Annotated in this window: 34 protein-coding genes; 9 read left to right on the top strand and 25 right to left on the bottom strand. The window is 58.9% G+C overall.

The window, feature by feature from the left end:
• Positions 1-239: 239 nt before the first annotated feature.
• Positions 240-872 (top strand): hypothetical protein, encoded by a 633-nt coding sequence (locus tag CS903_RS06740; protein WP_129587617.1) that lies wholly within the window; start codon positions 240-242, stop codon positions 870-872.
• On the opposite strand, the gene CS903_RS06735 is transcribed toward CS903_RS06740, so the two are convergent.
• Complete coding sequence (locus CS903_RS06735) at positions 869-2,467, bottom strand: terminase large subunit (protein ID WP_099332786.1); 1,599 nt, start codon at positions 2,465-2,467, stop codon at positions 869-871. The two genes, CS903_RS06740 and CS903_RS06735, sit on opposite strands and share 4 nt — an antisense overlap.
• 69 nt (positions 2,468-2,536) lie before the next feature.
• On the opposite strand from CS903_RS06735, the gene CS903_RS06730 reads away from it, so the two are divergent.
• A complete protein-coding gene (locus CS903_RS06730) occupies positions 2,537-2,878 on the top strand; it encodes a hypothetical protein (protein ID WP_099332785.1) in 342 nt (113 codons plus the stop codon).
• 148 nt (positions 2,879-3,026) lie between these two features.
• On the opposite strand, the gene CS903_RS06725 is transcribed toward CS903_RS06730, so the two are convergent.
• From CS903_RS06725 to CS903_RS06680, 10 genes are all read right to left on the bottom strand, one after another.
• The gene (locus tag CS903_RS06725; protein ID WP_099332784.1) at positions 3,027-3,290 is read right to left on the bottom strand and encodes a hypothetical protein; all 264 of its coding nucleotides are present in this window, start codon (positions 3,288-3,290) and stop codon (positions 3,027-3,029) included.
• Between the two features lie 29 nt (positions 3,291-3,319).
• Complete coding sequence (locus CS903_RS06720) at positions 3,320-3,619, bottom strand: Nmad4 family putative nucleotide modification protein (protein ID WP_099332783.1); 300 nt, start codon at positions 3,617-3,619, stop codon at positions 3,320-3,322.
• Between the two features lie 199 nt (positions 3,620-3,818).
• Positions 3,819-4,196, bottom strand: coding sequence for a hypothetical protein (locus CS903_RS06715; protein ID WP_099332782.1), 378 nt, complete (start codon positions 4,194-4,196; stop codon positions 3,819-3,821).
• A 27-nt stretch (positions 4,197-4,223) separates the two neighbouring features.
• Positions 4,224-4,391: a hypothetical protein gene (locus CS903_RS09385; protein WP_164996705.1), complete on the bottom strand. Its 168-nt coding sequence runs from the start codon at positions 4,389-4,391 to the stop codon at positions 4,224-4,226.
• Between the two features lie 195 nt (positions 4,392-4,586).
• A complete protein-coding gene (locus CS903_RS06705; RefSeq protein ID WP_099332780.1) occupies positions 4,587-4,934 on the bottom strand; it encodes a DUF7698 family protein in 348 nt (115 codons plus the stop codon).
• Positions 4,935-5,026: 92 nt separating this feature from the next.
• The gene (locus tag CS903_RS06700) at positions 5,027-5,245 is read right to left on the bottom strand and encodes a DUF4314 domain-containing protein (RefSeq protein WP_099332779.1); all 219 of its coding nucleotides are present in this window, start codon (positions 5,243-5,245) and stop codon (positions 5,027-5,029) included.
• Complete coding sequence (locus CS903_RS06695) at positions 5,242-5,991, bottom strand: hypothetical protein (RefSeq protein WP_099332778.1); 750 nt, start codon at positions 5,989-5,991, stop codon at positions 5,242-5,244. The genes CS903_RS06700 and CS903_RS06695 overlap by 4 nt, the downstream gene beginning before the upstream one ends.
• A 117-nt stretch (positions 5,992-6,108) precedes the next feature.
• Positions 6,109-7,359 carry a site-specific DNA-methyltransferase gene (locus CS903_RS06690; protein WP_099332777.1) on the bottom strand — a complete coding sequence of 417 codons (1,251 nt, stop codon included), beginning with the start codon at positions 7,357-7,359 and terminating at the stop codon, positions 6,109-6,111.
• Positions 7,331-8,524, bottom strand: coding sequence for a methionine adenosyltransferase (gene metK, locus CS903_RS06685; RefSeq protein ID WP_099332776.1), 1,194 nt, complete (start codon positions 8,522-8,524; stop codon positions 7,331-7,333). Before metK ends, CS903_RS06690 begins: the two co-directional genes overlap by 29 nt.
• A gap of 95 nt (positions 8,525-8,619) precedes the next feature.
• On the bottom strand, positions 8,620-9,192 hold the full coding sequence (locus tag CS903_RS06680; RefSeq protein WP_099332775.1) for a P27 family phage terminase small subunit: 573 nt from the start codon (positions 9,190-9,192) through the stop codon (positions 8,620-8,622).
• A gap of 87 nt (positions 9,193-9,279) precedes the next feature.
• Here CS903_RS06680 and CS903_RS06675 point away from each other — a divergent pair, with 87 nt between their 5' ends.
• Positions 9,280-9,756 carry a DUF6650 family protein gene (locus CS903_RS06675; protein ID WP_099332774.1) on the top strand — a complete coding sequence of 159 codons (477 nt, stop codon included), beginning with the start codon at positions 9,280-9,282 and terminating at the stop codon, positions 9,754-9,756.
• 147 nt (positions 9,757-9,903) lie between these two features.
• Here the strand turns inward: CS903_RS06675 and CS903_RS06670 are convergent, their stop codons facing one another.
• Positions 9,904-10,281 (bottom strand): HNH endonuclease, encoded by a 378-nt coding sequence (locus CS903_RS06670; protein WP_099332773.1) that lies wholly within the window; start codon positions 10,279-10,281, stop codon positions 9,904-9,906.
• A gap of 111 nt (positions 10,282-10,392) precedes the next feature.
• On the opposite strand from CS903_RS06670, the gene CS903_RS09310 reads away from it, so the two are divergent.
• Positions 10,393-10,611, top strand: a complete 219-nt coding sequence (locus CS903_RS09310; RefSeq protein ID WP_129587615.1) for a hypothetical protein — start codon at positions 10,393-10,395, stop codon at positions 10,609-10,611.
• A gap of 147 nt (positions 10,612-10,758) precedes the next feature.
• Here the strand turns inward: CS903_RS09310 and CS903_RS06665 are convergent, their stop codons facing one another.
• The 13 genes from CS903_RS06665 to CS903_RS06605 all read right to left on the bottom strand — a co-directional run bounded on the left by CS903_RS06665 (position 10,759) and on the right by CS903_RS06605 (position 21,879).
• Positions 10,759-11,217, bottom strand: a complete 459-nt coding sequence (locus CS903_RS06665; RefSeq protein WP_099332772.1) for a hypothetical protein — start codon at positions 11,215-11,217, stop codon at positions 10,759-10,761.
• On the bottom strand, positions 11,217-12,572 hold the full coding sequence (locus CS903_RS06660; RefSeq protein ID WP_099332771.1) for an SNF2-related protein: 1,356 nt from the start codon (positions 12,570-12,572) through the stop codon (positions 11,217-11,219). The genes CS903_RS06665 and CS903_RS06660 overlap by 1 nt, the downstream gene beginning before the upstream one ends.
• Entirely contained in the window at positions 12,553-12,831 is a 279-nt protein-coding gene (locus tag CS903_RS06655; RefSeq protein ID WP_099332770.1) for a VRR-NUC domain-containing protein, read from the bottom strand. The genes CS903_RS06660 and CS903_RS06655 overlap by 20 nt, the downstream gene beginning before the upstream one ends.
• Before the next feature lie 152 nt (positions 12,832-12,983).
• Positions 12,984-15,266 carry a phage/plasmid primase, P4 family gene (locus CS903_RS06650; RefSeq protein WP_099332769.1) on the bottom strand — a complete coding sequence of 761 codons (2,283 nt, stop codon included), beginning with the start codon at positions 15,264-15,266 and terminating at the stop codon, positions 12,984-12,986.
• Complete coding sequence (locus CS903_RS06645) at positions 15,263-15,694, bottom strand: DUF7768 domain-containing protein (RefSeq protein ID WP_442316364.1); 432 nt, start codon at positions 15,692-15,694, stop codon at positions 15,263-15,265. Before CS903_RS06645 ends, CS903_RS06650 begins: the two co-directional genes overlap by 4 nt.
• On the bottom strand, positions 15,691-16,443 hold the full coding sequence (locus CS903_RS06640; RefSeq protein ID WP_099332768.1) for a phage antirepressor: 753 nt from the start codon (positions 16,441-16,443) through the stop codon (positions 15,691-15,693). The genes CS903_RS06645 and CS903_RS06640 overlap by 4 nt, the downstream gene beginning before the upstream one ends.
• Positions 16,444-16,557: 114 nt before the next feature.
• Positions 16,558-16,794: a helix-turn-helix domain-containing protein gene (locus tag CS903_RS06635; RefSeq protein WP_099332767.1), complete on the bottom strand. Its 237-nt coding sequence runs from the start codon at positions 16,792-16,794 to the stop codon at positions 16,558-16,560.
• Between the two features lie 105 nt (positions 16,795-16,899).
• The gene (locus CS903_RS06630) at positions 16,900-18,870 is read right to left on the bottom strand and encodes a DNA polymerase (protein WP_099332766.1); all 1,971 of its coding nucleotides are present in this window, start codon (positions 18,868-18,870) and stop codon (positions 16,900-16,902) included.
• 76 nt (positions 18,871-18,946) lie between these two features.
• A complete protein-coding gene (locus CS903_RS06625; RefSeq protein WP_099332765.1) occupies positions 18,947-19,486 on the bottom strand; it encodes a DUF2815 family protein in 540 nt (179 codons plus the stop codon).
• A 14-nt stretch (positions 19,487-19,500) separates the two neighbouring features.
• The gene (locus CS903_RS06620) at positions 19,501-20,637 is read right to left on the bottom strand and encodes a DUF2800 domain-containing protein (protein WP_099332764.1); all 1,137 of its coding nucleotides are present in this window, start codon (positions 20,635-20,637) and stop codon (positions 19,501-19,503) included.
• A complete protein-coding gene (locus CS903_RS06615; RefSeq protein WP_099332763.1) occupies positions 20,630-21,010 on the bottom strand; it encodes a hypothetical protein in 381 nt (126 codons plus the stop codon). The genes CS903_RS06620 and CS903_RS06615 overlap by 8 nt, the downstream gene beginning before the upstream one ends.
• On the bottom strand, positions 21,007-21,240 hold the full coding sequence (locus CS903_RS06610; RefSeq protein WP_099332762.1) for a hypothetical protein: 234 nt from the start codon (positions 21,238-21,240) through the stop codon (positions 21,007-21,009). The genes CS903_RS06615 and CS903_RS06610 overlap by 4 nt, the downstream gene beginning before the upstream one ends.
• Positions 21,241-21,312: 72 nt before the next feature.
• Entirely contained in the window at positions 21,313-21,879 is a 567-nt protein-coding gene (locus CS903_RS06605) for a sigma-70 family RNA polymerase sigma factor (protein WP_164996704.1), read from the bottom strand.
• 418 nt (positions 21,880-22,297) lie between these two features.
• Between CS903_RS06605 and CS903_RS06600 the strand changes: the two genes are divergently transcribed.
• Genes CS903_RS06600 through CS903_RS06580 form a run of 5 tightly spaced genes read left to right on the top strand, consistent with a single transcriptional unit; the run spans position 22,298 to position 26,463 of the window.
• Positions 22,298-23,443 (top strand): ABC-three component system protein, encoded by a 1,146-nt coding sequence (locus CS903_RS06600; protein ID WP_099332760.1) that lies wholly within the window; start codon positions 22,298-22,300, stop codon positions 23,441-23,443.
• Positions 23,430-23,654, top strand: a complete 225-nt coding sequence (locus CS903_RS06595) for an ABC-three component system middle component 7 (RefSeq protein WP_099332759.1) — start codon at positions 23,430-23,432, stop codon at positions 23,652-23,654. The genes CS903_RS06600 and CS903_RS06595 overlap by 14 nt, the downstream gene beginning before the upstream one ends.
• Positions 23,644-25,326, top strand: coding sequence for a DUF2326 domain-containing protein (locus CS903_RS06590; RefSeq protein WP_099332758.1), 1,683 nt, complete (start codon positions 23,644-23,646; stop codon positions 25,324-25,326). Before CS903_RS06595 ends, CS903_RS06590 begins: the two co-directional genes overlap by 11 nt.
• A complete protein-coding gene (locus tag CS903_RS06585; protein ID WP_099332757.1) occupies positions 25,323-25,550 on the top strand; it encodes a helix-turn-helix domain-containing protein in 228 nt (75 codons plus the stop codon). The genes CS903_RS06590 and CS903_RS06585 overlap by 4 nt, the downstream gene beginning before the upstream one ends.
• Positions 25,534-26,463 (top strand): restriction endonuclease subunit M, encoded by a 930-nt coding sequence (locus tag CS903_RS06580; protein ID WP_099332756.1) that lies wholly within the window; start codon positions 25,534-25,536, stop codon positions 26,461-26,463. The genes CS903_RS06585 and CS903_RS06580 overlap by 17 nt, the downstream gene beginning before the upstream one ends.
• The last annotated feature ends 3 nt before the right edge of the window (positions 26,464-26,466 follow it).

The raw sequence follows: 26,466 nt of genomic DNA, 5'->3' as shown, positions 1-26,466 counted from the left end.
CCGCCACCGCTTCAGCCAAGATCCGCACGCACGAATACACGGCAGTCATCTGCATCGCACTGCGCTCCGTCACCTGCTTGCCCGAAGAGGTCGGGCCAAACAAAAACGAATACGACGAACCCGCCGGTGCGAAATCCGTAGCCTTACGACGACGCACAAACCAGTCACGAAAACCCATGGCGAATGCCCTTTCTATCGGCCGCACGGAACTTGTCGGAGGTGCGCACTAAACTGAAATCATGAGAAAAACAAAGCGAGTAATGCTGATTTCATGCGCGGTGGCGGCCCTTGTTTTTGGTGCCGCAGGGTGTTCCGACAGCGGTAAGGCCGACGACAGCGCTGGCACCTCCAAGGAATCCACCTCGACCACAACCGAAACGACGACACCAGTCAATCCCGAACCTGAGCCTGAACCTGAACCGAACCTGATCGAGACCAACGCAGTAGGTCAGCTGATTTCCTTACCCTCTGCAGACATCACAGTTCGCACCATCGAGGAGCGCGACGAGATTCCGTCGAGCTACCCGGAGATGACCGAAGACTTCGTGGCTCAAGATGGAAACCGGTTGTGGTTCTTTGACATCGAATGGACGAACAACACCAACGAAGCCGTAACGAAAGAATGTCACGGCCCCGACATGATGAACCTGCGCGTCTACGACATCAACGGCGTTGAGATGCTGATGGTCGACCAACCCGGGATGATCGAAGGCCAAGAATGCACGACCGGTCTGATGAAGGGAGAAACGGGGACCTGGATGACCGCATTCACGGGTCCAGACTCCGACTTCGGGTGGGCGGTATTCGAGGACTACGCAGGAGATCAAGCAGTCGTAACCCTGGACCCTGACCTAGAGCTTGTGAGCGACTAGAAGACGAGTAGACCCCGGGTGTCGTAGACGGAGTTACTGGGTGTTCCTCCGTTTCTGATGGCGCGGTCGAGGGCCATGATGGTCGCGACGACACCGTCGATCTTCTCGGTGGACTTTTGTTTGTCAGGTTTGATGTTCCCCGCCGGGTCGGTGCGGACGTGAATGTTGTCGACCATCCACGACAGCACCGGGTGACCGCCATGCTGCAGCCTGCCTTCCAGGGCGAGCTTCATTAGCTCCTTGGAGGGTGGGCTCATGTCTTTGAAGCCCTGGCCGAACGGGATCACCGTGAACCCTGCCTCCTCAAGATTCTGGCTCATGTGGACAGCACCCCACCGGTCGAACGCGATCTCCCTGATGTCGAAGCGGGTGCCGAGTTCTTCGATGAAGGCTTCGATGGCTCCGTAGTGGACCACGTTGCCCTCAGTCGTTTTCAGGAACCCCTGTTTTTCCCACAGGTCATACGGCACATGGTCACGCGCGACTCGCAGTTTCAGGTTGTCTTCGGGGATCCAGAACCACGGGGCAACCACATACGCTTCGTCGTCATGGGTTGGTGGGAAGACGAGGACGAACGCGGTGATGTCCGTAGTCGACGCCAAGTCCAAACCCCCGTAACAAACGCGGCCTTCCAGGTCGGAGAGGTCGACGGGGTTTTGGTTGTTGTTCCAGGTGTGCATCGGCATCCACCGCACACTCTGTTTCACCCACTGGTTCAGCCGGAGTTGCCGGAACGTGTTCTCCTCGGCCGGGTTCTGCTTCGCGGACTCACACGCCGCTTGGACTTTGTCGATCGGCACCGTGATGTCCAGGGACGGGTTGACTTTACGCCACACATCCTCGCTGGTCCAGTCCTCGTCCGCACCTGCCCCGTACACCACGGGGTAAAACGTCGGATCGACCTTCTTGCCCTCCAGAATGTCCAGGGCCTTTTGGTGCTGCTCGTAGCAAATGCTGTGAATGTCCGTGCCCGCCGTGGTGATCAAGAAGTACAACGGCTGCGTACGGGCATCGCCAGACCCTTTCGTCATGACATCAAAGAGCGCCCGGTTGGGTTGGGTGTGGAGTTCGTCGAACACGACCCCGGAAATGTTGAAGCCATGCTTCGAATACGCCTCCGCCGACAACACTTGATAGAAACTGTTGGTCGGCTTGTAAACGATGCGCTTCTGACTGGAGAGGATCTTCACTCGCTTCGACAATGCGGGACTCATGCGGATCATGTCGGCTGCGACCTCGAACACGATGCTGGCCTGCTGGCGGTCAGCCGCGCACCCGTACACTTCGGCGCGTTCCTCCCCATCCGCACACGTGAGCAGCAGTGCGATGGCAGCGGCGAGTTCACTTTTGCCCTGCTTCTTCGGTATCTCCACGTAAGCGGTGGTGAACTGGCGGTACCCATCGGCTTTCAGGGTGCCAAACAAGTCCCGGATGATCTTTTCTTGCCAGTCGATCAGGTCAAAGTTCTTGCCCGCCCACCGGCCTTTCGTGTGCTTCAAGGCTTGGATGAACGCGACCGCGTAGTCCGCGCGCCGCTTGTCGTAGTGGGAGCCATCGGCCAGGAACCGGGTTGGCCTGTAATCTCGGTGCGGCATGAACGTCCCTCCGACGATGAAATCTCATCTCTTGTAGGCTCACGTTGAGAACGCGACAAGGGAGCCATTGTGGATAGAAGTGAAAAGAAAAGGCTGCGTGCGAAAATTGGCGAGCATCTGGACGTCTCGCGAGCACGCCTAACTGATGACGAAGCGGGCTTTCTGAGTGACTTCATAGATGACTATGACCAATACCGCGGAACCTCAGAAACGGAATCTGATAGTTACACCGGGTGGTCATCAGACGGGAAGTACACCCGGAAGACCACTCAGACCACGACATTCACTGACGATCCTGGAATCGAGATAGCCAGCTCATATCGCGACGATGACGGACAGACTGGAGAAAGCCGGAAGCACATTCAAGATGCCCGCGGGGTTCTTGATTGGTTCCGCGAAAACCGTCGCTGATGTTCGTCGGTGGCACTCAACTTCCCCACAATCGCCGTCCTCTCCGGGTTTCAGGGCAACAAAAATGCCCCGCAGAATGCGAGGCTTGGGAAGTTGTCAGAGCAACACGCCCGAGCCGCTTGGCTGAGGGGTTGGTTGCCTTGGTGGCTTAGATGTTCGCGTTTTCCAAGATCAGGGCGATCATCACTGGGTTTTCCATGTGGCCTTTGAGGGCAACACTGCCGGTGAGCTTCCCATGGGTTTGGAACACCAGTCGCAGGGCTTCGTCGGGAACGAACACCACTTTGGTTTCTCCGTCTTCCAGGGTGGTTTCGAGGATGTCATCTCGGTTGTGGAAGGGCTCTGCGGCCCCGGCGTTTGCGCATGCTTCGCGGATGTCGGCTTCCAGGCTGGGGGTGTAGAGGTTTCGCATTGCTCTTGCTCCTTGGCTCGAAGGTGGTTTCAGATTTGGGTGAGGCACCAGGCAATGGCATGACCTGCGTCCTCGAAGGACTGCCGGGCGTGGGTGACCAGTTCGAGTTTGCATTCGATGGCCGACCTTGAGGTGGAAAGCACCCCGGGGACCGGCTGTTCGGCGAGGCGGTAGACCCTTGCGTCGTTGACTTGGCCTTCGCCTTTGATCCAAACCAGGTCGGAAACCAGGACGTAATCTCCGTGTTGGAGGACCGCCCCGTAGCAGCGGTCAACGTGGCCCTGGAGGTCTTCGGTGGTCCAGGTGTAGGTCTCTTCGTTGTTTCGCATTTCCGGCTCCTTAGGTGTTGTTTGCGTATGTACATATAGCCATACGTTTCGCACACTATCCAGCCGGTTTCCCCTGTATTTGCAACGAAACCTAGAGATCAACATCTCTAAGAAACGGAGCTGTGTCCGCTTGCTTTCAGGGGCCGCTGTACGTGAGAAAACCACCCTCCCTCGGGGTGGCCTCTCACGCGCGGTCGGCTTACTCGTCCCAGCCATCTTCGGGGGCTTCCCGGTCCTCGTCAGGCGTGGCCCGGGTGACCATGTTGTCGATGACGTCATCGAACCAGCGGTCTCCCATGGTGAGTTTGAACATCGCGAGCTTGCCGACATGCAAGCCGTCCAAGGGGAAGGTCAGGACCGTCAGGTCATCCTGAAACGGGTCAGTGACCGTGCCGCGGGTGGCGGCGTAGTTGTTGATGTTCTCCCCAGTGGTCTGCGCCCAGCACACCGGGGTGCCGATCCCTTGCTCGGCGAGCAGCTTGTTGTAACCCGCCACCCACTCGGCAAGGTCACCTCCGGCACCAAGAATCGTGTAGTGGCTTCCCTGGTAGGCATCCTTGTGGCTGGTGGCATTCATTTTTGGCTCCGTTTTTCTGGTTGGTTGTTAGATTGACCGGTTGGCTGCGATTTCGCTGCTGATGTGCTCGACCACTTCGTCGTAGTCGTGGCCGAGTTTGCGGCAGTACTTGCCGAGTTCGCGGTGGATTTCCTGGTGCTCGATGCTCCATTCGACGTACCGGTTGAAGGTGTCTTGGAAGGTCGGAATTCTCATTTTCTTTGGCTCCTCTTGGCTTGTTTGCTTATGTACATACAGCCATAGGTTCGCCACACTATCCAGCCGGTTTCCCCAGTGTTTGCAACGTTTTCTAGCGGTCTACGTCTCTAGATTTCGGCTTGGTTTTTGGGGTGGTGGACGTGAGAAAACCACCCCTTCTTTGGGGGGTGGCTTCTCGGGGGTGAGTCGGGGCTAGTTGCGTTCGAGTTTGAAGGCGGGGCGCTCGCGGCGTTCACCGGTGAGGATGTCCGCGAACCGTTCTTTCACGTTGGTGATTCCCGTTAGGTTCCAGCCTTGCTGGCAGATTCCCTGTAGGAAGGCCGCCATGCCCGTGTGACCGGCGCTGACCGTGAAAGTCTCGACTCCGAGGGCGTCGAGCTCTTTGGTCAGGCCCGGCATGTCAGTGTCGGAAATGTACTCCCCGAAATCTAGGTGTTCGTTCCCGGTTTCTTTGGTGACCACGTAGGCCCAAATGACTGAGGGCGAGTTGATTTCGGTGCGGGTGGCGATCTGGTTTTCCAGGGTTTCGATGGTGTTCATTTCCTGCGCTCCTTTGGCTTGTTTGCTTGTGTACATACAGCCATAGGTTTCACACACTATCCAGCCGGTTTGCCCAGTAATGCCAACGATTTCTAGCGGTCTATGTCTCTAGGAATCGTGTTGCTATTCGGCGTGACTTCCCATTTGTCTTCGCCGGGAATGAGGCCGAGGGTGGACCCCGAATCCCAGGCGACGTGGACGGTGCCTAGGGCGTCAACGAACATGACCGTTCCCTCGCTACCAGCAAGTAAATCCGAATACGGATCCGACGTGTAGACAAGGCGGACCCGCTGCCCACGCTTGGCGCTCATACCGTCACCCCCGCGACCTGAGCTGCCTGGGGCGCTTGCGGTGCGGGTGGGTTGGCCCACGCCGCGTTCCCTTCAAGGTTCCCCATCAGAATGCGTCTGGCGGGTTTGTATTGGTTGCCGATGAACCCTAGGCGCAGCAGGAAGCACCGCATCGCGTACTTCTCGTTCCCACCCGCGGGTGGCTTAGGAGAAACGCGTTTAGCGGCGCTGGCGGCCTTGATCATCGCAGTCAGCAGCTGGGTGGTCGCTTCGGTTACTTCCGGTTCGGGCATGCTTGTGAACCAGGGGAAGGAAACCTGGTCTTTGGTGAACTCAACCGGCAGTGCGACAAGGCCGAGGGCTTTTCCGATGAGGGTGCGTTTGGAGGCGAGCATCGCCACCAGGTTCACCTGCGTGCGCTCATCCCACCCGCCGGTGGGAAATTCCAGCGTCAACCCCACATCCTTCCCGGATGGTTCGCTGGGGGACTCCGTGGGGGCTTCCCCGGGAGCTTCTTCGGGTTGGCCTGTTCGGGTGATTTCGTAGCCTTCCTGGGTGGCGACCGCTTCGATCAGGTCCACGTCCCGCGCGGGCAGTTCTGCGGGCCAGGTGACGGTCCAGTTGCGATCCAGGGTGACGGGGCCGATTTGGTAGGCCATGGACGGCGCCCCAAGATATGTGGGTTTAATGCCGCCCAGGATCGTGCCGATCACCTGGGCTAGGTGCTTCCGGGGTTGCTTGGCCTGTGGGGTGAACAGGGTTTTCATGACCGGCTCCTTCCGCCTGTCCCCACCAGGTTGTGGGGCCTTTTTGGTCATGTACATACACGCTCTACCCGGAGCACATTGCAAGCCGGAAGCCCCAGTGTTTTCAAGGGATTTCGTTCACTCGCCTGCCCGTTGGACCTCGCGCACCAAATCCAAATACGCGTACTCCTTACCACCGCGCTGACAGGTGATACCTGCGGCATCTCCGGTGTGCTCGGCATAGCGGCGCAGGATCACGCTGGTGTACTTTTCGTCGAGTTCCATCGCGTAACAGATCCGGTCGGTCGCCTCACACGCCATCAATGTGGACCCGGAACCAGCGAAGGTGTCGAGCACGATCGCGTTGGCCTGGGTGGAGTTCCCAATCGGATACGCCAACAAATCAAGTGGCTTACTGGTGGGGTGGTCACTGTTTTTGCGGGGCTTGTCGAAGTTCCACACCGTGGTCTGCTTCCGGTCCGCATACCAGCGATGCTTCCCCTTCCCGAGCCACCCGAACAACACGGGTTCGTGTTGCCACTGGTACGGGGAGCGGCCGAGGACGAGGGAGTTTTTCACCCAGATGCAACACCCGGAGAGGTGGAAGCCCGCGTCAACGAAGGCGCGGCGGAAGTTCATGCCCTCCGTGTCCGCATGAAACACATAAGCGCTACCGCCCTTCTCAGTCGCAGCAGCCATCTGCGTGAAGGCGGCGTGGAGGAAGTCGTAGAACGAGTCTGCCTGCATTTTGTCGTTCGCGATCTTCAACCCGTCGGAGGATTCGAAGGCGACGTTGTAGGGCGGGTCGGTGAGAACCAGGTTCGCTTTCTTCCCACCCATAAGTGTTTGAACGTCCGTCTCGTTGGTGGCGTCGCCGCAGACGAGGCGGTGCCTGCCGACGGTCCAGATGTCGCCGCGCTCCACAAACGCTGCTTCCTCTAGGGCGGCGGTGAGATCAAACCCGTCATCCTCGACTTCGGTCTCGTCGAGGGAGCCGATCATGGCTTGGATTTCCTCGTCATCGAAGCCGGTTAGTTCGGCGTCAAAATCTGAAGCATCGAGGTCGGCGATTAGGAGGGCGAGTTTGTCTTGGTCCCACTCACCATTGATCTTGTTGAGCGCAACGTTCAGGGCTTTCTCGCGGGTCTCGTCTAACTCGACGACAACGCAGTCGACGTCTTCGTAGCCGAGGGCTTTGAGGGCGGTGATTCTCTGGTGGCCTCCGACGACGCGGCCGGTGGTCTTATTCCAGATGACGGGTTCGACGTAACCGAACTCGTCGAGGGAGCGTTTGAGTTTGTCGAACTCCGGATCCCCAGGCGCCAGGGCTTTGCGCGGGTTGTAATCGGCTGGGGTCAGATCACCAATCGGTATGGTTTCTAGCTGCATTTGCAAGGCGGTTCACCTCATTTTCCAACTGGCGCTTGTACTTGTACTCGTTCTCCCACGCCCCGCTACCACCGAAATGCCCATACGTAGAGAACCTTGAGAGGCCGGGGCCGCGCAGATCCAGGGCGTCAACAATCGCTCCCGGGCGGAGCGGGAACACCGCGCTTGCGGCCTTCGTCAACAGGGCGTCGGCGTAAAGACCACTGCCCGCGGTGTCGACGCTGAACGCGACCGGGTCCGCTTTCCCAATCGCGTACGAAATCGCGACCGTCGCTTCCTCAGCCAAGTCCGCCGTGACGATCGTCTTGGCGATGAGGCGTGCCATGTAGGCCGCGGACCGGTCAACCTTCGAGGCGTCCTTCCCGGAGAACGCGCCACCCCCATGAGCCGCCAACCCACCATACGTGTCCACAGCGAGTTTTCGCCCCGTCAGTCCCGTGTCCGCGGTTGGCCCGCCGATCGTGAACTTCCCCGACGGGTTCACCAAGACATGAGCATTGCCCGCGATGGGGAGGTGGGGTTCGCAGGCAGGGGCGATGACGAGGGTCTTCACCTCACGCGCCAACTCCACCAAATCCTTCTTCGCATCATGATGCACAGACACCACCACCGCACACACTTCAACCGGGCAGCCAACACTGTCGTAGGTGACGCTGACCTGGGCTTTCCCGTCCGGCTTGATGCCCTTGATCAAACCATCCTGGCGGGCTTTGTCGAGGCGCCTGCAAATGTCGTGAGCCAACACTAGGGGTAGCGGCAGCATTTCTTTCGTTTCCGAAGTGGCGTAGCCGTAGACGGTGCCCTGGTCGCCCGCACCCTGCAAAGCGAACGCTGATTCATCCCCAGCCCGCGCCTCAAGAGAAGTCGTGACCCCAGCCGAAATGTCTGGGGATTGTCGGCGCACCCGCACGCGAATCCGGAACCGGCACGGCTCATACCCAGCCTTGATCAACGCTTGCCGCACAGAATCCCGGATGCGCGGGCGCACACTCGACGTGACCTCCCCAGCAACCGTGATTGTCCTTCCCGCGGCCAGGACCTCGACGGCGACGCGGGCCGTCTTGTCCTCCCACAGGATGTCGTCAATGACCCGGTCAGCGATCAAGTCACACAGTTTGTCGGGATGACCAACACACACAGCCTCACTGGTTCGAACGATAGGCATCAGAGGGTTCTCACTTTCAGGGTTGAAAAATGGGGCAAACAAAAACAGCACCCCACGGTTGGGATGCTGCAAAAGAAGAAGAAACGACAGGGTGGTTAGCTGCGGGCTTGGAGGAGTTTCTCCATCATGTCGTCACCTGGCGTTGAACCAGAGAAATCAGTGGTGCAGGTAGCGCGGACGATCTCGTATATCTCGTACCAGTAAACGTTCGCCTGCTTACCAAACGACTGACTCATCGCCACGAACGGGGACGCGATCGCCGCGCCCGTCGTTGGGTGTTTGCCGAGAAGGCCGAACTTGGAGATCGCCTCCTCGCACTGAACGTAGCGGGCGAAAGACTGCGCGTAAGCCTCAATCAGGCGCTTGGAGACGAACTGAGTGCAGCCACGAGCGTCCAACCAATCCCACGTTTCCCGGTACACCAAGTCAGCACCCAGCGGCTTGCCATCACGCTGCTCAGCGCTCAAATAGCCCGAAGGCTCTGGCATCGGTTCACCATTAAGGATCGCACCGTCCCCGATATCGGCGCCCTCGAAATCGAACGGGTCCAGGTCAGGAACCCTCATCCGCGTAGCAGGCCGACCCGCCTGCAGCTTCTCGTTCAACGCGTCAGGTTTCGCCCCGGCACGGACTCTGCGTCCGCCTCGGTTGGTCCCGTCCTTTGCCATGTTTTGGTCAGGGTCCTTTCTGGATCGCGTAATGGGGGATGATTAAAGTGCCCGAGCAACGATGCGGCGAACGAAAGAAGACTGAGGATGGCTACACGAGGCCCAAAGCGATGGAAAAGAAAAATCACCGGCGGGAGCATAAGCGCAACTGGTGTCGGGGTTTCCACTTCCCTTGTGCAGACTGACGCCGCCTACCTCCAGACACTCATGGACTTTATTGATGACAAGGAGGCGTTCTGGGGCGCGATACATCGGGAAGATCCGAAACAAGTGTTCAGCTCCGTGAAAGCGGTGCGCGCGCTGGCAACCGCTACCAAGTCATCGTGCGACTCGGAAGAGGGAGCAGAAACGGCAAGCGAAATAGCCACAGCGTGCCGAGACTACATGCGCGAGGCAGATCTCACCGACCCGATCGTCCAAGCCGCGAAGCTCGAGGCGCTACGAAAAGAAGTCGGCAGAAATCTTTGCTTGGCCATCCATGACTTCGGACTTGTTCCCCCACAGAACATTGACCTGAGTGATTTCGGAGGCGCCGTGGACCACGTGGTGCGCAACCGCCCCTGATCTTGGGTCAATACCCTGTTTGATTCGGGAACTTTGCACGCGGCGGGCCACCCCGCTGACGTGTGAGAGGACCTGTAGAGATTCAGACCGCCCCACCCCTCCAAAACAGGACCAGGTTTCTCTTTCCTGCAGCGGTGAACCTCGCGTTTAGTACGAGTAGACCTTTCCCCTGGTGCCCCACCGGTCTCCGTCTTTCGCGGACTGGCGTGAGTGGCACGGCTTGCATAGGGATCGCAGATTGTTTGGGTCGTGGGTGCCACCGTGGGACAGCGGAACAACGTGGTGGACCTCTTGCACCGGCGTCAGCCTGCCGTCTGCTTCGCAGTCCTCGCACAATGGGTGTTCGGCGACGTAGGCGGCGCGGATCTTCCTCCACGCGTGCCCATAGCGTTTGTTGATCTCCGGGTCCCGCTCAAACTTCCGGTAGCGCTCGTCGGCCTCGCGTTGGTGGGCTTCGCAGTACGTGCCGTTGGTTAGCTCGGGGCAGCCAGAGGTTTGGCAGCCACGCTTGGGATACCTCGGCATACAGGACACACCACCTAATGGCTGTTAGGGTTGGGAGCACAGGAGTTCGCTCCTGGTTTTGACATGGCGTGGCACGGATTCAGTTATTGAACCGACCCGAAAGGTACCGTCATGTCCACAACAATCTCACTGCCCTCGCTTCGCCGTCGCGCACACCGTCTTGGTTTGCTCGTACGGAAGTCACGTGTCCGAGACTCGCATCGCTGGGAGTTCGAACGAATGTGGCTGGTCGGCCAGCGCAGTGGTTTCATGGTCGCCTGCGACCAGTGGGGGTTTGCCCTTGATGAGCTGGCCGAGACTATTGACCGGCTTGAGTCCGAAGCCGCATAGCAGGGAACGCGAAGGCCCCAAGAAGCCGGAGCCAGTGGAGCTTCTTGGGGCCTTGCGAGGTTTCCTAGTTTTCAACCACCTACAGACTCTCATCCGGGAATGTCAAAAAGCATCTCCCGTTCAGGACACCTTTTGACGCTTGCGGGTTCACACCCCGTACAAAGCCTTGGCGAGGCGCTGCAGGGCGCGGTTCTTCCGTTTGTAAACGGTGGGACGCTCCACGTAGAAGCGGTCACTGATGGTCGCGATGGCTTCTTCTTGGCTGCCCTCGGACAGGAAGAACGTCTCCAACACGAACCTCTCATCATCGGTCAACTGCGCCCAGGCGGGCAGGAACCAATCCAGGTACTCCCGGGCCTGACGCCTGCGTTCACCGAGGAAGTCGATCTTGTCCAGCGTCGCGCAAACGCGTGCTTCACCGGCCTTCGGGTCATTCCCGCCGGGCATGCCGTCCAAACGAGGGCTAGCAGGCGCGGTGAGGTCAGCTCGCATCTGGCCTGCGAGTTCTTCGGCTGGGAGCTCTGCCAGGCTTTCCATCAAAGAGAAGTCCTGCAAAGCGCTGATCGCTGCGGCCCGGGTGTCCAGGTACTTAGTCATTACGTGCATTACTGCTCCTTACTGAGTTGGGTTTTCACGGCGTCGATCAGCCGCTCCTGCGTGGTGTCCTTGGCATCGAGCGCGGCGAGTACCGCTTCGTCGAGCGTGTCTTTGACCGCTAGGTGGGTGATGGTGACGGGCTGGTCTTGTCCTTGCCGGAACAGCCTGGCGTTCGCCTGCTGGTACAACTCCAAAGACCAAGTAAGCGAAAACCAGACGAGCAAGTGACCGCCTGCTTGCAGGTTCAACCCGTGCCCGGCGCTGGCGGGGTGAATCAACGCCAACGGAACCTCACCCGCATTCCAGGCCGCAATGTCGGCACTGGTTTTCAGCTCCCGGGCATCGGGGAAGCGTTGCTGGATCCGCGTCTTGTCGTGCCTGAACCAATAGGCCACCAGGAGAGCCTCGCCGTTGGCGGCCTCGATCAGGTCCTCCAAAGCGTCGAGCTTCCGGTCGTGAACCGTGACCGTGTCACCCTCTGCCGTGTAGATCGCTCCGGATGCCAGCTGGAGAAGCTTTCCAGAGAGGGCGGCAGCGTTAGCGGCGTCAATGACATGGCCGTCGAGGGTGACCACCAGATCTTTCCGCAGCTCGTCATATGTGCGGGCCTCCCTCTCAGACATCTCCACCATGTGGGTTGTCACCGTCAGAGGCGGCAGCCGCAAATGGTCCGTGGTCTTCATGGAAACCGTCATGTCCGCTATCGCCATGTAGATTCCTTCTTCTGCGCCCTCTCGGGGTTTGTAGGTGAAGACCTGCATGCCATTGCGTTTATCCGGCACGAACCACCGGTTGCGGTAGTGCGTGATGTACCGGCCCAAACGCTCCCCACCATCAAGGAGGCGGAATTGTGCCCAGAGGTCCATGAGTCCGTTCGCCGCTGGGGTTCCCGTCAAACCAACAATGCGACTGAGGTGGGGGCGGACGCGGGTGAGTTCTTTGAACCGTTTCGCCCGCGGGTTCTTGAACGATGACAACTCGTCAATCACCACCATGTCGAACGGCCAGGCATTCCCGTAGTGTGCGACCAGCCAGGGGATGTTTTCTCGGTTGATCACCGTCACCATCGCACCCTGCGCGAGAGCATTCAGCCGCTGGAGTTTAGTGCCGACGGCGACCGCCATGGTGAGACCTTCTAGGTGGTCCCACTTCGCCAGTTCTACAGGCCACGTGTCTCGAGCCACCCGCAGAGGAGCTATGACGAGGACACGGGTGACGGTGAAGTAGTCGAGGACGAGTTCCCAGATCGCGGTTAGCGAGATGACGCTTTTGCCTAAACCCATGCCAAGGAGCACTGCTGCTTCATTGTGGTCGAGGATGAACTTGGTGGCCTGCTGCTGGTAGTCATGAGGTTTGTAGCGCACGGGCCACCTCATCAATCCCATCAAGGCTGTCTAGGACGGTGACGTGGAAGCCAAGGTTGCGTAGTTGCTGGATCCTCAGGTTCTGGATGGGGCGTGGTTTTTCGCCCGGTGCTTTTACCTCAACGAACACGACGCGCCCGCCCACCATGCATATCCGGTCAGGCACCCCGGTGGTTCCCGGGCAGACTAGTTTCCAGCACAACCCGCCCAGGGCTTCAATGTGAGCCTTCAAGACTGCTTCAATGTGTTGTTCTCTCAACGTTTTTTCCTTACTGGTGCATGTCCAGCAAGGTCGTCTAGGTAACTTTTCTTAAGGCTTGTTGTTTAGTCCTTAAGGGAAGTTCTAGTAGAGACCTGCATAGACATGCACCCTGTCGATATTTGGCGACTATTTCGGCACGGCCGATAGCGTCAGAACGGTGCTTCTTGACTGTCGAATTCGCTCTTGAGCGCCAGGCCGCGCACGACGATTCCGCTCTTGGTTTTGTGGCGCTGGTGCCCCGCGCGCTCCAACGCGGCGTAGAAGTCGGTGGTCGAACGCACGTAGCCGCCGGTGGACGCGGCCCACGCCCGGTAGGTTCGGTACAGCTCCCCAGATTTGGCGGTCTCGTTCGGGTTTGACGTGTCGCAGCAGCTTTCAAGGAACTGGGAGAACCAGTCGTTCTCCTCCCGATACGCCTCAGATGCTTCAACCACCTGTTGGGGTGGGTTGAGTTTGTAGTGTTCGGCGTGGATGAGCCTGGCGCCCTCCATAATCCAGGCGAGGATAGCGCCGCCCGCATGGTCGTAGAGGTGGTCGGCGTAGTTCTTGATGTCGGATTTGCCTTGGATTTTCGCTTCGAATGGCACCACGATGAGGCGCCGCCAAATACCCGTGTCCATCGCCCCAACCCGCGGCAGATGATTCGTGTACAACACGAGTTGGTGGGACGGCGTGTAAGCGAACGGCGCCTTGTACTTCTTCTCCGCATACACCTGGTCCGTGGAGGCAAGTTGCTTCACCACGGAGGTCGACAAACGCACCCCTTCTTCGGACTCGGCAGCAATCAACAGCCGTTTGCCCTTCGCCTCAGCGAGTTCGGGTTTGACGTTGCGCGTTGACCCGACGGTGAGGACGTCGGCGGACATGTTTCCCGCGTAGGAGCCGAGTACGCGGGCCACCGTGTTCCAGAACGTGGATTTGCCGTTGCGGCCATCCCCGTAGGCGATGACGAGGGCTTCGACCATGACTTTCCCGATGGCAGCCAAACCGACGATGCGCTGCACGTAACCGATCAACTCTGGGTCAGACTGGAAGAAAACACCCAGAGCTTCACTCCAAAGATCCGCGCCCTCGGTGCTGGGGTCGATGCTGGTCTGCTTTGTTAGCAGGTCCGCCGCCGCATGGCCACGCCCAGAAGATAGTCCTTGGCGGAGGTCGTAGGTCGCGGTTGGCGTGTTCAGCAGGTACGGGTCCGCGTCCAAAGCAGCCGGGGTGGTTTGCATGACCGGACGTGCCTCTTTCAGACAGGCGGTGATCGACTTGGATTCCCGGCGTTTCAACGCGTACTTCCGATAGGTTTCAGCGTCCTCGTATTCGCGGAACACGACCATCTGGGTGGGGGTTAGCATTCCGAGGAGTTTCTGTCTCGATGCGCCAAGGCCCATGAGGGCGGTGATGCCCGCGTTGTCCATCTTTGCCCGCACCGACTCCACCAGGCTCTCTGCTTCTTCCAACTGTCGGTCGGTGAGGTCTTGGGCGATCCCTTGGGCGTCGGGGGCGGATTCTTCCCAGAACGCGCCGTTGTAGACCAGCCAGTCAGTCGCGGGCGAGTACCGGAGTTTGTCTGCGTATTCTTCGGCCATGGTTGCGGCCTGCCCAACATCTGTCATATCCCGAGGCCGCAACGATGTCAGGTTCGCGTAAGCCTCCGGCGACAAGTAATCAGGGTCGGCAGCGACCTTCGTGGCGAAGCGGGTGGCGGACCGCCAGATCGCTTCCAACTCCGCGTCCCCCAAGGGTGGTCTGCACAGGTCTGCTTTCCGGTCGAACAACTCCCGCGCCTGACCGGTGTTGCCGTAGCGGATGAGGACCCTGGCGGCGAAGCGGGACATGGTGGAGTTCCTGGAGCCTTCCCCAATGGCCTGGGTGTCGGCGTCGAACTGGGCAAACAAGTCCTGGTCTTGAGTCTCATCCAGCCAAGCATCTACTGTCTGCGCACCATCAACCATGGTTACTTCGGGGTTGTGGGTGCCGAAGATGAAGCGGCCTGCGTCCAATGCCTGTCGGTCGAAGAAGGCGAACCTGGCTGCGAGCAGCCGTTTCAGCCCCGCATACGCGTCCGCGTCGGTGGTTGGTGTGATTGGGAAGTAGGCGTGGAATCGGGGCCGCGCCACCGACAGGCCCTTCGCCTTCATGTGGTTACGTGAGGTCGCGGTCATCAACGCCACCCCAGACAGTAGATCCGTTAGGTCGTTGGGGTTGATCCAGTCTTCGGGGTTCTCCGAGTGGTCGTTGTCCACATCCATGACCAGGCAGTCGGAAGTCTCGAAGTTGGCGTTGCCCCGCAGGTTGCCTTGGTACTGGGCGGCAACGTGATCCCACCGGACCGCCTCAGCCAGATCATCGGGAGTGATGATGTCGTGTTTGTGCGGGTAGTGCTTGTTGGTTTCTTGGCCTGCGATGTCAGCGCAGAACAAGGTCATGGGTGTCATCGCTTGATCTCCCCGAAGCCGGTGTTGAAGTACTTGATGGGGGTGCCTTGCACGTAGGCCCACTCGATTTCCTGGCGCATCCCAGTGGAGATGCGGTCGGCGTAAACCCAGATCGCGTCCATGCGAGACAACACGATCCGGTTCATGAACATCGCCAACTCCCGCTCACCAGACACCGCGTCATCCATGAACTGGGGAAACAACAAGTGCGAGGCGACGGGAATGGTGCGCCGCTGAACGGCGACCCGGCAGAACCTGCGGGCAAGTTCCACGTTCGCTTCAACGTCCCCGGAATAGGGGGAACAAATGTAGACGAAGGGGCGCCATCCGAACCGGGTGCGTTGGGCGCGTTTGAGTCCCTCGAACGCGGTCATGTCCATGTAGCCCTCAGCGTTGCGGCGACCATCCAGGGCCACGACCGGCCTCACGCCTCTGCTCCCTGCTCGATCACCGGCAGAATCCCCTGAGACTTCAACAGGTCATAAATGAAGAGCCTGCCCTTTTGGGTCCACTGGGTGTGCATGCGGGTTTGCCCGTCATCAAGAACATGCGTCTTGGACTGCGTGTATCCCGCCGCGGCGTACTTGGCGTAGAGGAACCAAATCCCCGACTGTTTGAATTGGACTCCCGCGTCGGCGAGTAGCCGGTTAAGTTTCTTGCCTGAGAGGCCGTAGTCCTTAGCGATACTGGTGATCGTCATCAGGGAGTCGGACTGCAACACCACGTCGTAATAGGACAGTTTTGGTTCGGCCTCCAACAAAGCCTGCTGGGCAAGGAGCCGCGCTGCCCGTTCACTGCGCAGACGTTCCAAAGTGGCGATGAGTAGCTCGTCGTTGTCGAGGACCGCCTCCACCGCGTACAGGCCATGGGCGCGAATGGTTGGGAGAACCTCGTGGGTGACCCACCGTTTGAACGCTTTGGCTTGTGGCTTCCGGGAGGCCAGGATCAGCGTGTACAGGCCCGCTTCGTTCACCACCCAGGCTGCTCCGCCGGGTAAGCCTAAGTTGAACTTAGCCTTTTCGTCCTCATCCAAACGTGCCACGACGGCGGTCGGGTTCTGCAAGTCAAGGCCTACGCAAACATCAGCGACCAAGAACCATGTGGCGCCGGTGGCGTCCAAAGTGGTGCGCAGAGTCCCGAAAGTGTCGTTGGTGAATACTTCGATATTGGTAGCCATGATCGACTCCTCCTTCTAGGGAGGGCCGACTCGAAAAATGGGAACTACTACATGACCCTCCACATAGAGGGCTTCGAAGAGGAGGAAAATATAACCCCCACAGCTAAAGGGCTTTCAGGACAGGTCCTCGGGGTCCCGGACCAACTGGTCGAAACTGACTCCGAGTTCTTTTCCGATGTTCCACACGTCGTTGAGTTCGAAGGATTGCTTGCCGTCCATGCATGCTTGGAAACGGGTCTTCGGGATCCCGGTGCATGCTTGCAGTTCGTCTCTGGACCAGCCGTGCTCCACCAAGAGGCGGGCGATTCCTTCGCGGGCGCGTTCGTCGAGGTGGCATGGCGGGTCAATCATCAAAGGCTCCTAGTAGCAGTGAATTGGTTGGTACGTGTATTGCCATCGGATCGCGCAAACACTCAGGGGCACCTTGGCGCTCCGCAGATCACGCCCAATAGCCCATTAGTCCTTCTTGTAAAACACGCATTCGTAGCCGTCAGCGTCCAGTGGGAGGCCGTCGGCCCAGAAGGGCTGTGTGGTCATGAGTTGGCAGATGCTTTTGACGGTCGCAGGTGACGTGAAGGGTTCTTCGATGACGGCCTCGTCATGGACGTGCATCACGACTTTGTGTCCGGCGTCATCTAGGAGTTTGAGGACGTGGGTGAGGATGTCGCGGGCGATGGCCTGGACGATGTTTTCGACCAGTTTCCCGCCATAGGTTTCCAGTTTCTGCCATTTCTTGCCTGTGCCGACACCCCAGTAGTTGATGGAGGTGCCGCCCCACCGATTCTCGCCCAGGCTCGGTTGCACGTATGCCAGTCGGCGGCCAGATGGCAGGGTGATGAAGAGGATCCCAGAACGCACTGCGAAGATCAGGTTGTGCAGTCTGATTTTGGTTCTAGTGGTGATGGCTTGGATGGCGGCTTCTTCCACGTTCGCCCAAAGTTGCACGATGTTGGGGTTGGAGGCTCGCCACGCGTCAACCAGAGGTTTGAGTTCTTCCTCTTGTAGGCCCATTTCGAGGGCGCCCATGGCTTTCAGTGCGCCGACGGATCCGTTGTAGCCGCAGGCCAGTTCGGAGATTTTTCCTTTTTGCCGCAGGTCAGCGTTAGGGCCATGTTTACCGACTGGGACCCCGAACATTTGGGACGCTGATTGGCAGTAGATGTCGCCTCCTGCTTGGAAGAGGTCGAGGCGCCATTCTTCACCTGCGAGCCAGGCGATCACGCGGGCCTCAATAGCACTGAAGTCCGCGACGATAAACCGGTGGCCCGCGGCGGGCACGAACGCGGTGCGCACCAACTGACTGAGCGTGTCTGGCACTGAGGGGTAGAGCAGTTCGAGGGCGTCGAAGTGGCCGCCGCGCACCAGGCTCCGCGCGGATTCGAGGTCTGGCAGGTGATTTCTGGGTAGGTTTTGGACTTGGATGAGGCGGCCTGCGAACCTGCCGGTTCTGCCTGCTCCGTAGAACTGGATGAGGCCGCGGGCGCGAGAATCATCTCCGGCGACTTGTTGCATGGCCTGATATTTCTTGGTTGAGGATCTGGACATGTCTGAGCGCAATGTCAGGACTTCTCGCACATCTCCAACAGATTCCTCCAAAGCCCGAGATACATCTTGTTTCGTTAGCCCCCCGATGTCGCAACCCTGGGAGATCAGCCATTCCTTGAGCTGTAAGGGTGAGTTTGGGTTTTCCAGGCCCGTGAGATGCTGGGCGCGGGCCATGGATTTGTCGTGGTGGCCTGTCGCGCACCGCACGGCGTTGTCGACCAGGGTCTGGTCGAGGGCGACACCCCTGTCATTGATCCGCTGGTCCAACGCGCAGGCCTCCCACTCGGCCTCCGGCATTGGGAAGGAGGTGAGTCGGGCTTGGATTGCCAGCTCCACCTCGACGTCGCGTTGGTTGTAGTCCTTGAATTGTTGCCAGGCCTGCACGTCAGAGGCTGGCGGGTTGAAGGCGCTGCCCTCGTTGAACACGGTGGGGCCTTGGGGCACGCAGAACTGCTTGATGAGCTTCTTCCCGGCGGCGTCTTTCTGCACGGGAAGGGAGAGGACTTGGGCGGCTGATTCCAGGCTCATCGGCAAGCCAAGATACGCGGACCACACCATGGTGCACCGCCACTGAACGGGGTCCAAGAAACCGTTGCCGGAGAGCATGCCTGGGTGGTGTTTGCGCAGCCAGGACGAGAGGCAGATTCTCTCGAACGCGGCATTGAACGCTGTCTTCACGATATTGGTATCCGTCAGGGCGGCCAAGACATCTGGCGGCAGACTTTCTCCTCCTGCCAGATCTACGACATGCACCGGCCCACGGTCAACGGAGTAGCCAAACAGGAGGATGTCGAAGTCGGGACTCTCTGCGTACTTGTAGACGCCGGATTTGGTGAGGTTGACGCTGGACCGGGTTTCCAGATCGATGGCGATGGTCTCCATGCCGTCTGCCTTTCAGGTAAATGGTTGTGGGGCGATGGCCGGTTTGGTCATCGCCCCACAAGGTGTTCGTTAGTGACTAGGCGAGGAAGTCGGCGCTAGCACCGAAATCATCCGCGGCGGAGACGTGGCCGCCACCGAGTGGTTCGCCGTCCCGGGTCTTTTGGATGTTTCCAAGGCCGCAGGCGATGCCCTTGTTCCCGTTGGTGTTGAACGCGTAGAAGGACAGGCTGACGCGTCCGTAGCAGCCGGAGCTCACCTCGGCGCGGTCCAAGATCGGTGCCACGTTCTCGTCCACAATCTGGGGTGGAGTCTTGCTGTTGGCGTTGAGGAACATCGCCCCCGCATAGGCCTCATCGTCTTTCTCGATATCCCCGTCACGTAGTGGAAGCTTGAGAGCGGCCTTGTTGGGTTTCTTCCCGCCGAACTTGCCGATCCCAGCTTCTATTGCGGCGTCAATCGCGCGGTTGATCGTGGTCAGGGTTGCCTGGTCGCCTTTCGGGATTATCAGGGACACCGAGTACTTAGGTGCGCCGCCCTGGATGGATTTGGGTTCCCAAATGTTCGCGTAAGAGAGTCGGACTTCACCGGTTACGATGCGAGTATTTGTAGTTGCCATTTTGTTGCCTCTTTCTACTTTTGTGTTTTTGTGAATTCGTCTCCGGCGCTCCGGATGTCAAGGGCGCGTCGCTTGTCGGTGTCGGGAACCAAGGTTGGTTTCCCGCTGGGTTTGAAGACCAGGTCGCCGAGGATCTCGGTGAAGGTCTTCTTGCCCATGAGTTTTTCCATCGCCGTGAGGGCGATGAGTCTCCGGTCGTAGATGTCCGCGTAGCCCGCAGCCTCCGCGGCCTCAGCGACAGCCGTCTCGTCCATGTATTTGCGGACTGACCGGCCAGCCACGACCTTGAATCCGGGCCACTGCTTCCCTTGGTTGATCGCCAACGAAGCCGCGTAAGCCTCCACATCGGATGCCCACTTGGTGAGCAGCGGGATCTGGGTGAGGACCTCCGCGATCTCCGCATCTGTCAACTCCGCAGGTGGCGCGAACTCGAGCTTGGCTAATTCCAGGTTGGCCTCCGCCCGCGCTCTACAGGTCGGAGCCAATCGGCAGAACTGACACCAAGAGCCTGAGCGAAACTCGCCCGCACCCTCAGCAGCCAGAGCAGCTCTGTGCACCACTTCTTCCTCCGCCCATGCCAGGAGTTCCTCTGTGGTGATGGTCCAGGTGGAGACGTTGCCGCGCCGGGGCTGGAAGATAGTCACCGAAACCTCGGTGATGTCGTAGAGCGGTTCGAACGCGTGGAGCGCTCCGAGGGCGTACAGCATCAACTGGGCATTGCGCTCAGCCTCAACCAAGACTCCCAGCCCGTATTTCAGGTCGATGATCTGCAGGCGGGGTTCAGCGATGATCACTGCGTCGCCGGTCCCGAAACCACCCGGAACCAAATGGCTGAAGTCCAGGCGCTGCTCGATCAAGAGCTGCGCGTCGGGACAGGTCGCCCTCGCCGCAGCCAACTGTTCGAGGACGAATGCCGCGTAGTCGGTGGTGTGCTCATCCATTTCATCGTCCTGCCACGAGGACACTGGCCGTTTGGATCGCTGCTTCAATGCCTTACGCAACTTGTGCTCCGCCAGGGCATGCGCGGCAGTACCTTGTTCGGCAGCGTCAGAGGTCGACCCGGGTTCGCCGGATTCGAGGACGGCGCTGGGGGGACAGTTCATCCACCGGTGCGCACCCGAAGCACTGAGCATGGCGTGTTGGTCAGGCATTGCCGATCTCTTTCGCCCGTGCCATCAACCACGTGTACTTGTCCTGGGGAACCGCACTGAGCTTGTCCGCTCCGGTCGCTTCAATCAGGCTGCGCCCCTGGTCGGTCTCCCCCGCCTGCGACAGGGCCGACAGGGCCGTGCGAACCTCCACCAAAGTCACTGGCGACTCGTGAGGCTCCGGTTCGGCAGCACTAGCAGGCGGCGTTGTTCCTGGAACCTCTACTGGCGGGTGGGGGCGTTCGCCCGCCAACGCGTACTCATCCTCAATCCCATCGAAGGCCCGGGCTTCAACCCAGCGTGAAAGCTCAGCAAGTCCTTCGTTGATCTGGGTGATGCCGTCGATGATCTTGTTCGCTGCTGAAATCGGGATCACTTAGGACCACCACCCATGACACCTGCGGCCTCAGCCACGTCAGTCAGATCGTCGCGCTCGACGATGGTGACCTCATCAACGGTCACTCCTGGCAGCAGAACCGCTACCCGGCGTTCGCCACCGAAAATGCGCTTGTATAGCCTGCGGGGCAGAGCCATCCTGTTGACTCCGACCACGCGCCCGGCGTCTCCCCCACCTGCGTTGACGCGGACTTTTAGTTTGTGTCGCATCGTATTTCCTTCCTCTTAGGAGCGAAACCACCCACTGGCTCCGCTACTAAGAGGGCTTCGAGAAGGACCGGTTTATAACCCCTCACGCAAGATCGCCCCCAGCCTCTTGATTGAGCGGGCGAGAAGTTGTTGGATGCGGGGCTGGGATACCCCGTACTTCGCGGCGGCCTCAACCTGGGTCAGCCCGTTCAAGCGCACGTCCACGAGAATCGCTTTGTCACGAGGCGGCAGGGAGTTGATCGCATCCCAGATCGTCATCTCCCCCACCCAGGAATCAGCCGGGTCAACCCCGCCCGCCTGAGCGAGATAACCACCCGACGTCAGCGACGCCTCGACGGCTGAGATTTCGCCGTCCCCGTCTGGTGTGGCTTCATAGGCGGTGTGGCGCAGATACTTCTTCGCCTGGTTGTATTCGGGCTTGTTGAGAACCTCGCGCACCGTCTCGTCCGCGCTCCAGCGGACAACCGAGCTGGGATCTTCGGCCTTGCGCAGGCGCTCCTGGTGGACGTTCTCCACGAACACGTCGACCTCTGCAGAGTCCACCTCCACTTCGGCGTAAATGCAGGACGAGGACTCCCGCACGCCCTCGGTTTTCTCGTAGCGGATCTTGAGAGTTTGGGTTTGCTTGTTGGTTCCCAAGGGCCTGGCCCCTTCCATGTGGAAGGGAGACCCGTTCGATTGGTATCCAGTTGTGTTGATCCCGCAGGAGGACGCTCAAACGCACTGCGGCGCCCACTCAAGGTGAGTAGGCGCCGCAGCTGCTCGAACGTGTCTCCCGCTGATCTCTAGGACAGCCCCGATTAGCTACGCCTGGGCCTACACAGCAACTGAAGGTGGCCACCACCAGCTACTCCGGACAACCAACCCGCGGATCATGCGTTCGTGGAGTTTTACTCTGCGAACACCCAGAGGAACGCGTACTATTTGAAGTGCGCGCCCTCGAATAATCGTGGCTCAGCCGTCAGAACCAACAGTATTTTTGGGTCTGCGGTGTCCGGGGAGATAGAGGGAGCAGCCCTGGGGAGAAGCAGGGAGAAACTGGAGAAAGGTGGCGTAGGTGCGGTTTTGTGACCTACTGAAGTGCCTGCTGCCAGTTACGGGCAAAGGTAACAACGGCACTGAGCATGTCGCCGAGGTCATTTCGATGCTGACGAGCGTGCCAGAGGACAAGTGGAACACTCGCGATGACCCGAGTGTCCTTGCCAGCGATGAGACCAAGCGGAAAATCTTCTCCAGCGACCGGTCGTTCACCAAGAAGCTGGCGAACGCTATATTCAATTGCATTGACCTCGGCAACTTCATCAGCGTCATCGACAACGCCCCGGTACCTGCAAAAAGACAAGTCGTCTCCTGCCTGGACAGCCACGGCATGCACGACGTCGATGTAGCCAACGTCAGCGTCGTGTGCGCCCAGATCGCCCAAGAGTTCTTGATCAAGAAGGCCAAACTAGACATCCGGCCAGAAACAGCGGCACGCAACCTCCGGATAGCAAATGCCACCGCCAAGAACACCCGCGCCCTATATCTACAAGCCCGCGGCTGCGCGTCATGCGGCCGATCACTAAGTGTGGCCGCCGGTTCGAACCGCGCGCCGGTATCGGAGATAGTGCTAATAGACGCCAACTGCGCGGACCCAGGTTTTGATGACTTTGTGGTGATGTGCCCCCAATGCGCGACCTCCTACCAAGCAGATCCGTCGCTCGAAGAACAGAAACGCATCCGCGCCACCAAAGCAAAGCTCACGAGTGAAGAGGCACTTCTGATAGAAGCGATGGTTCCGTTGAACCTCGAGCGGCAACTGGCTGACCTCTTGAGCAAAGTCTCGCAACTAACCGCAGAACAGCTACCCGCTGCCACTTCCGACCCTAATTACGATCCTGTGGCTATCGAAGCCAAGATCAAGAACCACCCAATGCTCCAGCTGCAAGTTAGGGATGCGATGACAACCTACTTCGCAACGATGCACTCATACATGAGCGACCTGGAAATTCAAAACAAGCTCCACTTTCGTCTTCTGAGCAACCAAATGAACGGACGTTACCTGGAACTTGCTGGTTCCAGCGCGTCCCAACCGGACACGTTCGATGCCCTAACTCAATGGGTTCAGAAACGAACCGGACACCGCGAACATGTATGCGCCGTTTTGGTCTCTTACTTCGTCCAAATCTGCGAGGTTTTCGAGGTGCAGCATGCGGCTTCCTAGCAAGCTCACCAGCTTCGACAACTCTACGTTGGCTGATCTGGCACCAGTTTTGTCCCAGATCGAACCGGAGGGCACCCCGCTTACAGTCCTCAATGAGCGCTTCTGCGACGACGAGCGCGGAACCTACCGGTTCATCGAAGCACTCACCGTGCTGTACGCATTGAGAAAAATCGAGATGAACGCGGACGGAGTGATCCAGATTGCTGCTTGAAATCTATGTACCCGAGTTTGCCTCGTACAAGGGCCGAGACCAGCACATTCGCTTCGGCCCCGGCTTGAACATAATCCAGGGCACCAAGAACGCGGCCAACTCCATTGGCAAATCCACCACCCTGCTGATAATCGATTTCGCTTTCGGTGGCGACGACTTCGCCAAATCCAAGACCGTCGAACCCTTCGCTGTAAGCGACCACACTATCTACTTCACCTTCCAGTTCGCGGACAGGGAGTACTACTTCAGCCGCGACACCTCACGACCCGGGTATGTGCAGGTGTACGCCGATAAGCACTACAGGACGCGCGAGGACGAATGGTCACTCAACGAGTTCCGGAAGTTCCTCAAGGACGAATACAAGTTGACCGACCCCGACCTGAGCTGGCGCGGAGCATTCGGCAGGTTCTCCAGAGTCCACGAAAAGGATGACATCGCATACTCCAAACCACTCAAGGTCGGGGATAGCCGTGCTGTCGCAGACATCGAAGCGCTGGAAAAACTGTTCGGAGTCTACCAGCCAATCAAAGAGCTCCAAGACCGCAACGACAAAGCCCAGGAGCGACTTACAACCCTGAAAGCCGCAGCACGGTTAGGACTGAGCGACTACATCACCCTGCGCACCAAGACTAACTACAAGAAGGCACAGACCCGACTAAAAGAAGCAGAAACAGAACTTGAGAACCTTCGTGCGGGCGCGGATCAGCGCCTCTTCGACGAGGACATGGCCGGTGCTGAAGAGAAGGCACGACTCTCCGCTCAACTAAACTCGCTGATCACCGACAGGAAAACCACCGGCGCTAAACTCGCTGTAATCGAAGCAAGCCGAATCGGAACTCCTCAGATCGACACCGAAGACATCAGCCAACTTCAGGCATTCTTCCCAGAAGCCAACATCGTGAGTCTGCGGGAAATCGAGGGCTTCCACTATCGCCTGGCGGGCATCTTGGAACGGGAACTGGACGAGCAAGAAATCCGCTACCAGAAACTGGCCGATATGCTCGACCAACAGATCAACTTGGTCCGAGCCCAAATGGCTTCCATCAACGTCTCCTCCAACCTCAACGACGCAGAACTTGACAGAGCCGGGACCCTGAAGGCAGAGATCCAGAGACTACGCGCACAGGCAGACGCCTGGGAGGCGACCGAAGACGCTAAGGATGAGGCAAAAGAGGCCGCTGACGAGCTGGCGAGAAGACGCCCCGAACTGCTGCAGGAGATGACCAGCAGCCTAAACAAAAGGCTGGAGGAACTAAATGACCGAATCTACGACGGGGCCCAGTATCCGCCGATATTCGAACTCAAAGAGACATCTAACGGTGGACAGAGGTACACGTACGGCACTCCCCGCGACACGGGCGATGGAACGACGGCGAAGAACCTAATCGTCTTCGACCTGGCAATCGCGTCCCTAACCGCGCTGCCCGCAATCATTCATGACTCTCCAATCATCAAGAACATCGGTGACCAGCCTGTCGAAGAAATCATGAAGCTGTATGTTGAGGCGGCGGCCCTCGGTGTGCAAATCTTCGTTGCCTTCGACAAGGCCGTGTCTTACACACCAGGAACCCGGGACATCGTCCAGGAACATACCGTCATTGAAGTCGGCGAGGGTGAGGCGGCTCTTTACGGACGGGTTTGGAATACCAAGGACAAGAGGAACGATCAGTGAGGCTCAGCTACAACAAGCTCTGGAAACTTTTGATAGACAAAAACTTGAACAAGACCCAGCTCCAAGCCAAGGCAGGTGTATCCCCATCAACGATGGCGAAACTCGGAAAGGGCGGAACCGTCACCACAGACACTCTGATCCGTATATGCGTCGCTCTCGACTGCCAAATCGGCGACATTTGCGAACTGGCCAAGGAAGGTACCGCAGATGCTGGTCGACGTTGATGAACAAGCCCTTCTGGAGAGGGATCCAACGCTGCTCAAACTCTTGTTGCGAGACAACACCACCGGCCGAAACATTGTCTGGGCAACCGAAGACCACGCATCGCGCGGTAGCGGGTTCGGCGCCGAAGACGAGATCACGGTCGATGCAATCACGGGCGAAAACGCGGGGATACTCCAACCGCGCGTCGAGAAGGTTGAACACCACCAGCTTGGGCGAACCAAAGAGCGGGCGGAAGTGTTCACACCGTCGTGGCTTTGCAACGAACAAAACAACTTAGTGGACGAAGCGTGGTTTGGTCGTCCCAATGTGTTCAACAGGCCCACAAAGAACGGATGGCGCACTAACCGGGACCTCATCGATTTCGAGGACGCCGGGCCGCGCTCGTGGAAGCGCTACGTGGACGAGCGGCGGATGGAGGTCGCCTGCGGGGAGGCCCCCTACTTGGTAAGCCGCTACGATGCCACAACCGGTGCTCCCATCAAACTTGAGAGACGCATAGGTCTGCTGGACCGCAAGATGCGTGTCGTCCAAGAAAACACCACGTCCGAAGAGGAATGGCTGAATTGGTCCCTTCGGGCGGTTCAGAGCATTTATGGCTTCGAGCTTCAAGGCGACAGCCTTCTATTAGCCAGGGAGAACATCCTAGCCAGTTACACCGACTACGCGCGCGCGGCCCTGAGGCGGGAACCCAGCCGGGACGAACTGCGCAGGGTTGCCCGGGTCATCTCTTGGAACCTTTGGCAAATGGACGCATTCACACAAGCACCCCCATTCCACGAGCCATCCTCGCCAGAATTACTCCCTACACTCTTCGACACGCCCGCGGAAGATAAGAAAGCGGCCCTGTGCCGCATTCGAGACTGGCGGGGTAAGAAAACAACCACATTCGCCGCACTGGCTGACGGGAACTAGCAG

The sequence above is a fragment of the Actinomyces minihominis genome (assembly GCF_900187855.1).
Taxonomy (GTDB): domain Bacteria; phylum Actinomycetota; class Actinomycetes; order Actinomycetales; family Actinomycetaceae; genus Scrofimicrobium; species Scrofimicrobium minihominis.
This window is presented reverse-complemented; position numbering and strand designations above follow the sequence as displayed.

What these genes read in the sequence shown, in the direction of transcription:
- CS903_RS06740 (WP_129587617.1), top strand. Translation starts at nt 240, where the DNA reads ATGAGAAAAACAAAGCGAGTAATGCTGATTTCATGCGCGGTGGCGGCC.
- CS903_RS06735 (WP_099332786.1), bottom strand. Translation starts at nt 2,467, where the DNA reads ATGCCGCACCGAGATTACAGGCCAACCCGGTTCCTGGCCGATGGCTCC.
- CS903_RS06725 (WP_099332784.1), bottom strand. Translation starts at nt 3,290, where the DNA reads ATGCGAAACCTCTACACCCCCAGCCTGGAAGCCGACATCCGCGAAGCA.
- CS903_RS06720 (WP_099332783.1), bottom strand. Translation starts at nt 3,619, where the DNA reads ATGCGAAACAACGAAGAGACCTACACCTGGACCACCGAAGACCTCCAG.
- CS903_RS06715 (WP_099332782.1), bottom strand. Translation starts at nt 4,196, where the DNA reads ATGAATGCCACCAGCCACAAGGATGCCTACCAGGGAAGCCACTACACG.
- CS903_RS09385 (WP_164996705.1), bottom strand. Translation starts at nt 4,391, where the DNA reads ATGAGAATTCCGACCTTCCAAGACACCTTCAACCGGTACGTCGAATGG.
- CS903_RS06705 (WP_099332780.1), bottom strand. Translation starts at nt 4,934, where the DNA reads ATGAACACCATCGAAACCCTGGAAAACCAGATCGCCACCCGCACCGAA.
- CS903_RS06700 (WP_099332779.1), bottom strand. Translation starts at nt 5,245, where the DNA reads ATGAGCGCCAAGCGTGGGCAGCGGGTCCGCCTTGTCTACACGTCGGAT.
- CS903_RS06695 (WP_099332778.1), bottom strand. Translation starts at nt 5,991, where the DNA reads ATGAAAACCCTGTTCACCCCACAGGCCAAGCAACCCCGGAAGCACCTA.
- CS903_RS06690 (WP_099332777.1), bottom strand. Translation starts at nt 7,359, where the DNA reads ATGCAGCTAGAAACCATACCGATTGGTGATCTGACCCCAGCCGATTAC.
- metK (WP_099332776.1), bottom strand. Translation starts at nt 8,524, where the DNA reads ATGCCTATCGTTCGAACCAGTGAGGCTGTGTGTGTTGGTCATCCCGAC.
- CS903_RS06680 (WP_099332775.1), bottom strand. Translation starts at nt 9,192, where the DNA reads ATGGCAAAGGACGGGACCAACCGAGGCGGACGCAGAGTCCGTGCCGGG.
- CS903_RS06675 (WP_099332774.1), top strand. Translation starts at nt 9,280, where the DNA reads ATGGCTACACGAGGCCCAAAGCGATGGAAAAGAAAAATCACCGGCGGG.
- CS903_RS06670 (WP_099332773.1), bottom strand. Translation starts at nt 10,281, where the DNA reads ATGCCGAGGTATCCCAAGCGTGGCTGCCAAACCTCTGGCTGCCCCGAG.
- CS903_RS09310 (WP_129587615.1), top strand. Translation starts at nt 10,393, where the DNA reads ATGTCCACAACAATCTCACTGCCCTCGCTTCGCCGTCGCGCACACCGT.
- CS903_RS06665 (WP_099332772.1), bottom strand. Translation starts at nt 11,217, where the DNA reads ATGCACGTAATGACTAAGTACCTGGACACCCGGGCCGCAGCGATCAGC.
- CS903_RS06650 (WP_099332769.1), bottom strand. Translation starts at nt 15,266, where the DNA reads ATGACACCCATGACCTTGTTCTGCGCTGACATCGCAGGCCAAGAAACC.
- CS903_RS06640 (WP_099332768.1), bottom strand. Translation starts at nt 16,443, where the DNA reads ATGGCTACCAATATCGAAGTATTCACCAACGACACTTTCGGGACTCTG.
- CS903_RS06635 (WP_099332767.1), bottom strand. Translation starts at nt 16,794, where the DNA reads ATGATTGACCCGCCATGCCACCTCGACGAACGCGCCCGCGAAGGAATC.
- CS903_RS06630 (WP_099332766.1), bottom strand. Translation starts at nt 18,870, where the DNA reads ATGGAGACCATCGCCATCGATCTGGAAACCCGGTCCAGCGTCAACCTC.
- CS903_RS06625 (WP_099332765.1), bottom strand. Translation starts at nt 19,486, where the DNA reads ATGGCAACTACAAATACTCGCATCGTAACCGGTGAAGTCCGACTCTCT.
- CS903_RS06620 (WP_099332764.1), bottom strand. Translation starts at nt 20,637, where the DNA reads ATGCCTGACCAACACGCCATGCTCAGTGCTTCGGGTGCGCACCGGTGG.
- CS903_RS06610 (WP_099332762.1), bottom strand. Translation starts at nt 21,240, where the DNA reads ATGCGACACAAACTAAAAGTCCGCGTCAACGCAGGTGGGGGAGACGCC.
- CS903_RS06595 (WP_099332759.1), top strand. Translation starts at nt 23,430, where the DNA reads ATGCGGCTTCCTAGCAAGCTCACCAGCTTCGACAACTCTACGTTGGCT.
- CS903_RS06580 (WP_099332756.1), top strand. Translation starts at nt 25,534, where the DNA reads ATGCTGGTCGACGTTGATGAACAAGCCCTTCTGGAGAGGGATCCAACG.